Raw genomic sequence first — 12998 nt, 5'->3', positions numbered from 1 at the left:
CAACTTCTCCACACTCGGGCGTCCATAAGCGACCCGCTGTCCTCGCATGGACCGCGACCCTATGATGATCAAGAACGAAAGCCCCGATCACCCCACCTTCCCCCATGTGCGAAATACGGGGCTAGCGGCGCGGCGGTCGTGCCGTGCGGTCGCGCTTGCGGCGACAAGCATGGTGAACATCGACTGGGCCATTGCCGCTTCGGCGGCGTCGAGAACCTCCTCCTTCCGTGCCCTCTCGGTGATGCCTAGCCCGAGTCGTGCGAACTCGTCGAGTCTCCTCCAGTCGGACTGAGCCTCTGTGTAGAAGCAGAGAGCCCGGCAGAGGTCGACGGCTGTGCCGTGCGCCCCGAGCTGATCCACTTCGTGTAACACGGCCACGACGTTGAGAAGGTTCGCGGCGAACCAGCGGCGGACTTCACCGGGGTCCACATCGGTTGCCAAAACGTCTTCGCCGCCGCGCAGCAGCACGACCGATCGTTCGGCGTGGCTGGCAAGGTGCCGGCGGAGGCGGAGACTCGCCCTCGGCGACTGGTAGGTATCCAGTCCTCGGTGCATGATTTCTTTGCCGAAAAGACGGACCAAGTCGTGCAGCCGAAACCGGCCCTGCGCATCCGATGGCTCGGCAAGGCAGCGTTCGACGAGCCTGATCATGAACAGCTCGGCATCGTCCTCGTCGGCAGCAACGGCGACACCAGCAAGGTCGCAGCCTGACGAAGGGCCTGGAATAAGGCAAACCTCACCGAATGCCGTCTGTTCCTCGGGCGTCAGCAGGTCATAGGAGAGCTGAAGGCTGGCTCGTACCTCGACATCCCCCGCGCGCAGCCGGTCGAGCCTTCGCTCGTCCCTGAGCTTTGCGGCGAGGCGCATGAGAGACCACGAACTGGGCTCTCCCATTGCGCTGCTCGCGACGACGGCCAGCGCGAGCGGCAGACAACCGCAAAGGGCGGCGATCTCATCGAGCGCGCCGGGTTCTGCGGCTGGTCGCTCGTCTGTGATGCGGCTGCGCAGCATCTGGACCGCTTCATCGCTGCTCAGCACACCTAGCTGGATCCGATCGGCAGTGTTCAGTCCCCTGAGTTGATTGCGACTGGTGATGATCACTTTTGATTGGGACTCACCCGGCAGGAGTGGTCGCACTTGGTCCTCGTCCCTCACGTTGTCGAGCACCAGCACGAACTTCGAGCGGGAGGCCTCAGTGCGGTAGAGAGCAGCGAGCTCACTAGTGGACCGCGCCCTGCTGACGTCAGGCACACCCAAGCTGCCCAACGCCTGGGAGAGCGCATCAGCTGGCGCGACCGCGTCCGGATGCGTGCCACGCAGGTCGAGGTAGAGTTGGCCATCCGGATAGTCGCTGGTTGTGTCCCTGGCGGCGTGCACTGCGAGCGTGGACTTGCCGACGCCCGGCTGTCCACAGATCACGACCAATGACGCTGGCCCGCTGGCGATGGCGAGCTCCTCCTCACGACCTACGAACGAGAGAACTCCCGTCGGCAGTTCCGCCGGAACGACACGGTCCGCAGGTAGGCACCGCGCGATCTCGGTGGACAGCCATCGGTGCGCCTCTGGCTGAGAAGAGAGCCAGAGGTGCAGATCGCCGCAGTCGAGTACACGAACGTCCGCCCAGAATCCTTCTGCCCGCTTCTCGGCGGCCCATTCGAGTTTCTTCTCCCAATGCCGCATCGTGACGAAGACGAACGTCGTAGTGCGTGTGTCCTCAAGTCCCTCAGTCCGCTTGTCGTAATCCTCGGCGGCCTTGATCCAGGGCTTGGCCTGATTGCTCATTTCCCAGCGTGAACGCCCGCACGGCACCATCGGGTGCACACCGTGGAAAGTGATGGTGGCGTCTGTCCCGTGTCGCGAGACCCCTGACCTCACCGGAAGGTCCAACTCGCTCATACGGTCCAGCAGTGGGAGTACCAGTTTCTGGATGGTTTCGGGCAAGGCTCGCCACGATGCCTGCATCGTCGCAAACTTTTTGAGATCGTCGACATCGGCCAGAGCAGCTTTCGACACCACGAAAGTCACAATGCCAGAGGGCCTGGCAGCCTCAGTGACCGGGGGGCTTACGTCAAGGCCGAGGCAGTCAGGATGTCTGTTGCCGTCAAGTCCTCCGCGCCACGACGAGGTTCCCGCCCATCCGTCCACGGATGTCGAGGACATGAGAAGGGATGCGACAAGGTTGCCCGGCTGGTGCCACCTGCGTCCATCGCACGTCGAGTAGCACCACGGGGTCGTCGACCTCGCTCCTGGACAAGCCTTCTGGCCAGAACTTGTGCCGCTCGAAAGTGATCGCTGCACGTCGCGAAGCGTATCTGTCCTCGTTGACGACTCCGCCGGAGACCGAGGTGCGTAGCAGTCGCCGAACGTCAAGGTCATGTACCGCGGTGACCTGACATGGGCCGGCGGTTCTCCGCCGATTTACGGACGGTCAGGCTGAGCTTCAGGCCGCTGATCGAACGGCCTGCAACGTCCGCTTCTGCCGCTGGTCAGACGTTCACGAACCGTCTAATCAGCTCTGTTGATAAGAAGTATGTGGCCGCACTACCCGCGGATGTCGGCAAGTTTGCCGTACGTCCGTCTGTGCGATTGGGCTGATTGAGCGAATCCGCAGTGTCGGCTTGTCATGGCTGGCTGTCTTCCGCGTCAGCTCTGTACATGGGCGAAGATGAAGGGAGTCGCGATGGCATCGGTGGCCTCGACGGATGGCAGGGACCCCTTGCAGCTGTGGGTTTTGGGTAAGAGGCGGCCCGCTGACCGGATCGGGGTGCCTTCGAAACCGATAGGGTTACGGTTCGCCTTCTACGGGAGGACGTCGACGCTCCGCCATCAAGACCGGACGACGTCGCAGGGCTGGCAGCGGGAAGCCGCCGAGCTGCTGATCACTGGCCAGGGGACCGTCGTTGATTCGTTCTTCGATGCGGGTTGTCCGCGCCGCGTGCCGTGGAGGGCGCGCAAGCAGGCCGCGCGTCTGCTGGATCTGGTGGCGAGCGGCGGTGTCGATGCCATCGTCGTAGGTGAGTACGAGCGTGCGTTCTCCGGTGCCCAGTTCCAGGCGATGTACGGTTGGTTTGCGCGGCACGGGGTGCAGGTCTGGCTTCCCGAGACTGGTGGTCCGGTGGACTTGGGCGATCGGGATCATCGTGCGCTGATGGCGTTGCTGGGTGCGCAGTCGCAGCGTGAGGTGTTGCGTGCTCGGCATCGGGTGTTCGCGGCGATGCACAACCAGGCGACGCAGCAGGGGCGATACCTCGGAGGTCGTCCGCCGTATGGCTACCGGCTCGTCGACAGTGGGCGGCATCCGAACCCGGACCAGGCACGCTGGGGTCGACGGCTGCAGCAACTCGCACCCGACCCGGCGACCGCTCCACATGTGGCGTGGATGTTCGCTGAGCGTCTCGCGGGCCGGAGCCGCTCCCTGATAGCCCGGGACCTCAATGCCCGTGGTGTACCGTGCCCGTCGCGGGTCGATCCTGGCCGTAACCGGCATCGCATGGGTGGCGTGTGGACGCTGCGGACCGTCGCCGTGATTCTGACCAATCCTCGCTACACCGGCCGGCAGGTGTGGGGTCGTCGTCCGACTGTCTCAGACTCGGCGCACGGTCCCGCAGTGTCCCGAGTTCTCGCCCATCCTGCGTTGGTCAGAGAGGAGGACTTCCTTGCTGCCCAGCAGATTCGCTCAGCACGTGCCGCCCAGGACGGTGCGGTCCGAAGTTACGCTCTCGCTGGGTTGGTGCAGTGTGGGGTGTGCGCGCGGCGGATGGATTCGCACTGGGTGCATCACCGGCCCGGCTATCGCTGCCGACACGGCCATTCCAGCGCTCGCCAACCCGCCACTGGACGCCCGAAGACGATCTACCTTCGTGAAGACCATCTGATCGACCGAATCGCCGCACACATCGGCGATTCGGACGATCACGATGCCGGGGGTCACGTGCGCACCTGTCTTATTGCTGCGGAACTCCGAGCTACCGGGTCGATAGTGGTCTGCGACCGCAGGGGAGTGACCCTCGTGAGCGAGTGCGACGTCTCGTCGGATTCCCGGCAAGCGCCAACGCCCCACGCCTCGCTCAAGTGATCTTGAGCGAGGCGTGGGGTAGTGATGTGTCCGAGGGGGGAATCGAACACCTGTTCGTTGCATCCATGCGCAGGATGCGTGTTCATGTGACAGAACATAGCGTCGACCGACGATAAAGCGCCAGGGCATTTGCGTGCAGGTTCGACTCCTGTCGCGTCTCGCGCAGCATCTCCACGAGACTGTAGCCGTCGTGATCTCTGCGGTAGGGCTTCCCAGAAGACATATTGACATACGGCTGTTCAAGACAGAGATGTTGCCCATCGGATGACTTCTTTTTGTCCACTGCTTTGGTCCTGGTTTCCCCGCCAACACGTCGCTGATCCTGTCGAATTGATCCGGCAAGCTGCGGTCTTGGTCCCACCGCGGTCGAGTTCGCCGCGATCCGTGCAAGGCCACCCTTTCGGCCGAACGTGACGCTTGTACCAGCAGTAAGCCGCCGAACTCCGGGCACTTGCCCGCCGCGCGGAGATCTCACCGGCGGGCAACGCTCCGTTCTTGTCAGTGGGCAGTCCCATACTGGCGCTGTTACGTCCGCAGCGCCCGCAACGACTGTCCAGGCAGGGAGGCCCTGTGACCATCTTGAACGCTTCGCCGGACCAGCACTGGTGGCGACAGGTCGTTGCCAGTGACTGGGCGGCGTTCTCGCAGCCGAAGGACTTGGTTCGCGAGCGGTATGCTGCGTTGCTGGCCGCGCTCGAAGAACTAAGCACCCGGGGGCCCCGGTCCACGCTCGGCGAGATCGGGGAAAGGCTACGCGTGGTCGGCTTCCATGACCCGCTCACCGATATCGAGCTGCGCGACCTGCTGGACCAACTCGCCGCGTGGGAGTTCGCGGCGCCCTTCCGCGACTTCGCCGCTCCGCTGCGGAACCTCCACGGCGTCATCAGCCGGCAGGAGGCATGGGCTCTGACTCGCCGCGGTCGCGCGATCGTCGCCGCCGTCCGCACAGCCGTCCTGTCGGCCGATCGCGCGCTCCAGCTGCCGAGTCGGCTGCTCGACAGCGTCGAAGACACGGTCCGGACATTGCTCGGGCATGCCGGCAACCCGGACGAGCACGGCCTGCTCGACGCCGATCTGGGCAACGTCGAGACCCGCATTGCGGAACTGCAACGGGTGACGGCCGACTTCTACGACGCGCTCGGTCAGCTTGTCCAGTCGGACGTGACGAAGGACGACGTCTTCGGCGGTAACCGCGACCGGGTCGTGGAAGCGCTGAGGCAGTTCGCTCGCGAGTACGACCGAGCGTTCGTGCGAGTCAGTTCCGCGCTCGCCGCCCTGCAGCAGGTCGGTCATCAGCACGTCGTGCAGTGCGCCGTGACGCACGCCGGGCTGCTCGATCCGACCGCGCAGCAGCACTGGGTGACCGACCGGGCGGCCCTGCTCTCCGCGCTGGAGGCGTGGTTCGTGCCCGGCGGCAGTGTGCACCGGCTGGTCGAATCGGCACACGGAGCGGTGAACACGCTGCTCAACGCGGTCGACCGGCGCTACAACGCGCGGTTGCGCGGCTCCGATCTCGCGGTGGACTTCCGCCTGCTCGCCCAGTCCCTGCACCGGCAGCCGGACGATGATTCGGCCCGGCAGGTGTACGCGGCAGCCTTCGGGGACTGGCCCGCGTGGCACGTCGCGTCCGGCCCGGCCGAGGAGGACGTCGAGCACGCCACCAGCGCCGCGGCCGGCCAGGCACCGTTCGGCGCGGATCTGACCCTGCGCGAACACGAGCGGCACGGCCCGGCGGGCGGCCGTCCGCGCAAGGTCGTGGATGCTGGCGCGGAGCGGCAAGCTGCTCTGGCGGAGGCCGCAGCCCAGGCCGAGCGGCGGCGGCGCTGTGCCGCGGCCCTACTGACTCCAGGAGAGGTGGAGCTCGAGCACTTCGCCGGGCTCGACGGTGAGACGGCTGCAGTGCTCTTCGACGCGATCCAGCTCGCTTTGGACATGGTGGAGCCGGCGACAGGAGTCGGACAGGCCGAAGCCGACGAGGCCGGGGTGCTGGTCAGTGTGCGGTCGACCGGCTGCGGCGAACAGGTCACCGTGCCGCTGGCTGACGGCGACCTGACCGGACCGCGGCTGCTCGTCACTGTGGTCCCGTCCGGGGCAGCAGTGCTGAGCCCCGAACCGCCGGCCGGTGGCCAGCCGAGGAACGTCGCATGAGGCACGACACCCTGCTCCACCCGGATCTCGCCGAGGGCGCGCGGGTCCTGATCGCGAAGGGCAGGTTGCTTGCCGAGCGGGAGCCAGAGCTGTACCGGAGCGCGACCCGTGGGCGCATCGAGCTCACCAGGTTCTTCTACACCGAACTCGGCTGGACGCTGGAAGTGCTCGAGGCGGCGGACATGATCCGGTTGCGAAAGCGCCGAGAGGACGTCCCGAGCGCACGCGGCCTGCGGATCCGCCGAGAGGGACAGGACCCGGTACCGGCGTCGCGCCTGGTTCTGCTGCTGTCGGCCCTCGCCTGCGAACAACTGTGGCGACGTCCCCGGATGACCTTGAACGACCTGCTGCAGTCGGTGGCGCAGGTCTGTGCGGCCGACAGCGAGAACAGCCTGCTCCCTCGGTTTCCCGTCGTCCCCGGTGACGGCGTCAGCAAGCAGGAGGCACACCGGAACCGGCACAGCCTCGTCGACGCGCTCCGGCTGCTGCAGGCCGACGGCACCATCGCCGTCGACCGGTCACTCGACCAAGCGGCCGGCGACGGTGGCGACGCGGTGGTGTCCGCGTCCCGGGATCGGCTGACCGCGAAATTCTCCTCGCTTTCGCCGTCACTGCTCAACCTGGCGCAACTGCCGCCACACCGGCACGCCCAAGTCTTGGCCACCGACCGGATCACGGAGGACGACGAACTCCCCGACAACCAGGCAGAACCCGATCTCACGGAGGCTCCCGAAATTCGCCGCGCGGTGCGCGGCGAGACCACCCGGCGCCGGTTTCGGGCGATGCGACGGCTCGTGGACGACCCAGGCACTGACCCCGGTGGCCGACGACTACCTGCAGTCGTCCACCGGCCGCAACCGCGCGCTCACCGTGCTGCACGCGCTCGGCCTAGTGGCCACCGTGCGCCGTGACTGGTGGCAGGTCAGCGACCCATCCGGACTGGGCAGCGCGCTCGACTTCCCGCACGGCAGGCGCAACGAACGTCAGGCCGCGCTTGCCCTGCTCCGGCACCTGAGCACCCGAAAACCAACATTCGACGGGCGCGAGCGTGTCGTCGCGATCGAGGAAATCGTCACGTTGTTCGAGCAGGTCCGGGAAAACCTGCCGCGCTGGGCGGCGGCTTACGGCGGGCAGCTCCGCGCGCTGGCCAAGGCCGCTGCGAACGGGCTCGTCGATGCAGGCTTCCTCGTGGCTGAGCCGGCCGAAAACGTCCCAGAGCCGCGCTGGCAACCAACTCCAGCAGTACGGATGTGGCGGGTCAGGCTCCACACCGCCCCCGGGACGAACAGCGAGCAGAAAATGGACACCCTCATCCTCTTCGACGCTCTAGAAGGAACCGTCTGATGCGTAGGACCGCACCGCACACCGACCACGGCGCGCCGGCTGTGACCGGACGGTGGCAGCCGACCCGCGCTGGTGTCCTCAATAGCTGGAAGTGGGCCGACGAGGAGTTCCACTTCGCCGACGGCTGGCTCGCGTTCATTGGCCGCAACGGTTCGGGCAAGTCCCTCACCGCGTCGCAGCTGGTGACCGTCCTGCTGGACGGCGACACCTCCCAGACGGCACTGAGCGTGTCCGGGCGAACTGCCGGCACGCTGCTGAGCCGGCACACCGACAACCGCGACCGGGAGGACAAGACCGGGGTCTGGTGGCTCGAGTATGGCCGCACCGACCCGCAAACCGGCCTGACCGAGTACCTGACGACCGGCCTCTGGCTGCGCTCATCCGGGCAGGCGCTGCTGCGCGCGTTCTTCCTCGTCCACGGCCGGGTCGGGCACCAACTCGCCTTGCACGTCGACCGCAACCCTGCCGGGATCGACAACCTGGCCGAACAGCTCGCCGCTCACGGAGGCGAACTGTTCACCGACGCGCCGCGGCTCAAGCCCAAGGCAGCCGCGCACCTGAGCACCATCGGCGTCGAAGCCGGCTACCGGACAGCGGTCCGGACGCAGGTCTTCGCCCCGCTCGACGAAATCCAGTACGACGCCCTGCTGAGCGTCCTCCGGACCCTCCGCAGCGTCCGGACCGCGGAGAAGATCTCGGCCAAGGACATGCTCACCGTGCTCACCGGAGCGCTGCCGGCGCTCGACCAGACGCGGCTGAGCGAGATCGCGTCGGCGATGCAGCGCATCGCCACGCTGGAGACCCAGCTCGCCGCCACCAGGGAACAAGCGAAGAAGCTCGCCGGCACCGACCGCGTGTACGAGCTCTACCGGCAGGCGGTCGCGCTGACCGTGGCCGCCGCCCTGCGCTCGGCCAACACGGAGTTCGACAACCTCACTCGGTCGGAACGCGCTGCCGATAAGAATCTCGAAGACGCAAACACCGAGATCGATCAGGCACAGTCCGCCCTCAAGAAGGCACGCCACAACCAGATGCTTCGCGAGGGCGACCACCGCGCTGCGGAAACGGCGGTTCGCGATCATGCTGGCGCCGAGCTTCCGTACAAGGAAGAACGAGCTCTGGCCCTGGCTAAAGAAGCAGACGCCGCGGAAGAGCGCGCGGCTCAGGCGGCCATCGACGCCGCGACGGCCATGGACAACGCCACGACCGTGGCACAGGACGCGGTCAAGGCGCAGCAGAGCTTGACGAAGATCACGCACGAGCTCACCACGACCGCCGCGAAGATCGCGGGCGAAGGCGCGGTGTCGAACCTGGCCGACGCCGCTGCCGAGCTGGCCGAAACCGACCAGCTGGATCCGGAGACCCCTGAGGCCGACATCGCCGCCGAAACCCTCGCCGCGACTCCGTTGGCCTGGACGGAAAACCGGCAGCTGAAGATCAAAGCGGTCACAACCGCGTTGAACGCGGTGGACATGGCCAACCGACTTGCGGTCGACACCGCCGAGCGGCATCGCAAGGCAACGGAGGAAGCGGACGGCTGCCGGGACGCGTTGAGCGAATGCTCGGCTTCGCGGGAGGAAGCCGAACGCCGTCTCGAAGACGCGGTCGTCGTCTGGCAGAACTCGGCGACGCACTTCCCGCCCGTGCCCGATGCGTTGTTCGCCCCGGACCCGGTTGACAGTCGGGTCGCCCCGGACCGGCTCACGAGCTGGGCCGACCAGCAGACCGCGTCGGTCAGGCAACGGCTCGACGTGACCGGACACGAGACGCGCAAGTTCGCTGCCGAGAATGTGAAGGACCAGGCGGCCAAGGCCGCGGCGGCCCAGCGATCGACGGCCGACCGCACCGCGGCCGAGGTCGAGAAGGAGCGAACGCGGGAGACGGCGTACCTGCGCAAGTCCGAAATCGCCGCGGCGGACGACGCCGAAACCGCACGGGAAGCCGAGGCAGATCACACCCGGAAGGCCGAAGTCGCCCGCCTCCACCGTCATGAGCACTTCGGCGCGCAGCTCGACTCGACCCAGTCCGCTTTGGACGAACTCCTCGGCTGGCACCACAGCGTCGAGCGGTGGCGGTCCGCGCTGCGACACCTCGACAAGACCTCGCTCGCCGGTTTCCCGCCGCCGATCGGTGCGGCCGAACAGCTGCTCGACGAGCTGCGTGCCGGCCGCACCGGCGAACGGCTGACGCGGGCCGCTCCCTCGGTGCGGGTCTCCGAGCGCGCCCTCGAACTGCTCACGGGCTACGACGACCAGGCCTTGCAGACTGCCGCAGGCAAAGCGGCTCAAGTCGCTTTCCTGCGGATCGACCGGAAAATCACTACGGCTAAGGCAATCGTGGCCGAACTTGACGAGGAGTTGAACACCGTCGCCGCCGAACTAGAACGGGCGCGAAGGAAGCCCACTCCACCACCGGTCCCGATCTGGCGCACCCGCGTCGACGGCCATCCACTATGGACACTGATCGATTTCCGCGTTGACATCGCCGCGAGCCGGCGGAACGCGTGCGAGGGTGCGCTCCTAGTTTCGGGGCTGTTGGACGCCGTCATCACACCGGACGGCCGGGCACGGGTAGGTGACACTGTCCTGTCCGGACGGCACCAGGCGGCGGGGCGGACCCTGGCCGACGTCCTGACTCCAGAGCCGGAGTCCCCGGTCGACGCAGAACGGCTGAACAGCCTGCTTCGAAGCATCTCGCTCGACGAGACGGACCCCGGCGTCACGACCGTGCGGACCGGCGTCCTGACCGCCGCCGCGCCGGCGGGATACGTCACCCGCCACATTGGCGCGACCGCGCGGGAACGAGCACGGGCTGAACGCGTCGCCCAGCTCGAAGCACAGCACGCCACTCTGACACAACGTCACGAGGTGGCGGAACTCGACGTCGCCGAACAGCAGGCCGTGCTCGAAGAAGCGATCGGTGAACGGGACAGCCTGCCGCCGTCGACGCCGTGGCAGCTGGAACGTACGCAAGCACAGATCGCCCAGCTGAGCGCCGGAAAAGCCGACAGCGACGCCGCGGAACGCCTCGCGGAAGCGGATTCGGAGCGGCAAGCGGTGCTGGACCGGTTGCGGGACAACGAACTTGTCCGAAGCCGAGTGCTGACCGATATCCGCACCAAGCTCGCGGCTGCGGTCGCGGTGGCCGAATCGGCGTCCGAGGCCGCAGAGGCGGCCACGACGCATTTGGCCGAGTGTGGCGAAGCCGTCGGACGAGCCACGGCCGAATGGCAGCACGCGGTCCGTGAGCAGGCGAGTGCGGACGAGCAACGTGCGGGGTTTCCGTCACTCGCGTCGCTCTCCGCCGCCCGGGATGACGAAGATGAGGCCACGGGCCTCCTGAACGCCGCTCAGCGGCAGGTTGTGCGCGTTGCCGAAGAGCTCGCCCACACCCAGTCAGGAACTCGGAAGGCGCTGAAGGCGCTGAACGAGGCGGTGGATCTCGGCGACGGCCGGTCGCTCCCTGCCGAAAGCAAGGCGCTGGACACGTTCGCGGACGAGGTGTCCCACTTAGCCATACAGGTCCGCTCGTGGCAGGAGGTTGTCGACCGGACACAGCAGCTCCGTACGCACGCCCGACGCTCCTCGACAGCCGCGGCCGACCAACGCCGGCGAAGTGGCAAGGCGGGAAGCGAGGCGGAAGCGGCGCGTGCAGCCGCGGTGAGCGCGGAGGCAGAGCTGAAACGGCTGCGCGAACTCTACGGCGCGGCTTACGAAGAACTCCACCGAGCTCTCGAGCAGATGGCGCAGGCTCACGAGGCGGCGCGGGACGAGGTCGAAGCTATCAAGGGCAGGATCAACCGGGCCGAGGTAGCGGCAGCGGGCGCGAAGAGCACCTTGGAGGGCATCGCACCGCAACGGCAGAAAGCCGAAACCCAGCGTGAGCACTGCCTCGACCGGATGTACCGGATGGTCGACGAATCGGTCGTGCCTATGGCCGGGGACATCCCCGTCAACGAGGACGGCAGGCCGGCGAATCTCACGGCAGCGCTCTCCTGGGGGTCTACTCTGCTGGCCGCGGATCCACGAGGGCACAACCGCGACGAGCTCACCAAGCTGGTCGAGAACCGCCGCCTGCGGTTGGAAGGTGAGGCGCGCAAGGTCAGCGCGGCGCTTACCCGATTCGACCGGCAGGTGACGGTGCAGACGATTCCCGGCACAGACTGGCGCCGCGCGGTTGTTGCCGCACCGGATGCCCTCGGCGGGGAAGACCTGCACACAACTGTTCTGACCTTGCGCGAGACGGCGGAACAGCTGGAGAACGATCTCCGAGGCGATGTCAAGTCCACCCTCAAGACCAGTATGTTCACCGCGTTGCGCCGAGAAATCGCCACGCGCCGGACCGCCGCGGAAGACCTCGTCCGGCAGATCCGCGTCACCCTCGAGGACGTGCGCACCGGCGTCGCGCGAGTCGGCGTCGAGGTCGATTGGAAGGTCAAGGACGACCCCGATGCGAAGCGCATGATTGAGCTGGTCAAGGCGCTGCCATCCGACGAGACGTTCGAGCAGATGTACGAGGTGCTGCGGCAGCGGCTCGAGGACGCGAACGGCGAGACCTGGGAGGCGCGCGTCGCACATACCTTCGACTACCGGGCGTGGCACGAGTGGGTTATCAAGGTCACCCACGCGTCGTTCGGCGACGGCAAGGCGGAGGCGTTCCGTGCGCTCACTCCCCGGTCGAACCCACTCGCCTCGTTCAGCACCGGCGAAATGCGCCTCGCGACGATGCTGCCGCTGCTGGCGGCAGCCTGGTCCATGTACGAAGCCCCAGGCTACGCCGGTCCGCGGTTGCTGTTCGTGGACGAGATGAACGCCGCGTTCGACCCGCAGAACGTGCGGAAGCTCCTGGCCCTGCTACGCGAGTGGAACTTCGACGTCCTCTCCACAGCACCCGAGATGAGCGCACTGCTGAAAGCCGAGTCAGGCCGGGTGATGATCGCACAGGTCACCCAGTCAGGCTCTGTGGGAGTGTCAACGCCGTGGCTCTGGGCCGGCTCCGGGCAGCCGGTCCTGGTCGCAGACCGCATCGGTAGTATCGCGGTCCGGCCATGACACCTGCCGAGCTCCCGGCCAGCGCACGCGCCCTGGCTGAAGACGCGGATCTCGCTCCGTTGTGGCAGGCGGTCCACCAGCGACTGTGTCAAGTGGACGAACCCGCCGAGCTCGCCACGGTTTCGGTCACCGGGCTGTCCGCGGGCGGTGTCGCGCTGCTGCGCAGCTGGCTCGACACCAGCACGCGGCGCCGCCGCGTGAAATCGGCGATCTCGCCGGACGGCGGCGTTGCCAAGGTACCCCTGCGGGAGCTGCTAGCCCCGTATTTCGCACATGGGGGAAGGTGGGGTGATCGGGGCTTTCGTTCTTGATCATCATAGGGTCGCGGTCCATGCGAGGACAGCGGGTCGCTTATGGACGCCCGAGTGTGGAGAAGTTGC

7 protein-coding genes are annotated in these 12998 nt (G+C 67.0%); 6 read left to right on the top strand and 1 reads right to left on the bottom strand.

All coding sequences use genetic code 11. From position 1 onward, the window contains the following. Positions 1-87 precede the first annotated feature (87 nt). Positions 88-2025, bottom strand: a complete 1938-nt coding sequence (locus D5S19_RS00350) for an ATP-binding protein (protein ID WP_158605447.1) — start codon at positions 2023-2025, stop codon at positions 88-90. 640 nt (positions 2026-2665) lie between these two features. Here D5S19_RS00350 and D5S19_RS00345 point away from each other — a divergent pair. The 6 genes from D5S19_RS00345 (at position 2666) to D5S19_RS00320 (ending at position 12929) form a co-directional block, all read left to right on the top strand. Next, positions 2666-4075, top strand: a complete 1410-nt coding sequence (locus D5S19_RS00345) for a recombinase family protein (protein WP_233573627.1) — start codon at positions 2666-2668, stop codon at positions 4073-4075. Positions 4076-4645: 570 nt separating this feature from the next. Beyond that, positions 4646-6223, top strand: a complete 1578-nt coding sequence (locus D5S19_RS00340) for a DUF2397 family protein (RefSeq protein WP_199730233.1) — start codon at positions 4646-4648, stop codon at positions 6221-6223. After that, positions 6220-7134 (top strand): DUF2398 family protein, encoded by a 915-nt coding sequence (locus D5S19_RS00335; protein ID WP_120021321.1) that lies wholly within the window; start codon positions 6220-6222, stop codon positions 7132-7134. Before D5S19_RS00340 ends, D5S19_RS00335 begins: the two co-directional genes overlap by 4 nt. Continuing rightward, positions 7043-7567: a DUF2398 family protein gene (locus D5S19_RS33465; protein ID WP_158605446.1), complete on the top strand. Its 525-nt coding sequence runs from the start codon at positions 7043-7045 to the stop codon at positions 7565-7567. Before D5S19_RS00335 ends, D5S19_RS33465 begins: the two co-directional genes overlap by 92 nt. Next, positions 7567-12618 (top strand): SbcC/MukB-like Walker B domain-containing protein, encoded by a 5052-nt coding sequence (locus tag D5S19_RS00325; RefSeq protein WP_120021319.1) that lies wholly within the window; start codon positions 7567-7569, stop codon positions 12616-12618. The genes D5S19_RS33465 and D5S19_RS00325 overlap by 1 nt, the downstream gene beginning before the upstream one ends. Further along, the gene (locus D5S19_RS00320) at positions 12615-12929 is read left to right on the top strand and encodes a hypothetical protein (protein WP_120021318.1); all 315 of its coding nucleotides are present in this window, start codon (positions 12615-12617) and stop codon (positions 12927-12929) included. The genes D5S19_RS00325 and D5S19_RS00320 overlap by 4 nt, the downstream gene beginning before the upstream one ends. Positions 12930-12998 lie beyond the last annotated feature (69 nt).

The sequence above is a fragment of the Amycolatopsis panacis genome (assembly GCF_003600245.1).
GTDB classification, from domain to species: domain Bacteria; phylum Actinomycetota; class Actinomycetes; order Mycobacteriales; family Pseudonocardiaceae; genus Amycolatopsis; species Amycolatopsis sulphurea.
The sequence above is the reverse complement of the archived record's forward strand: the minus strand, read 5'-3'. Positions and strand labels throughout refer to the sequence as shown.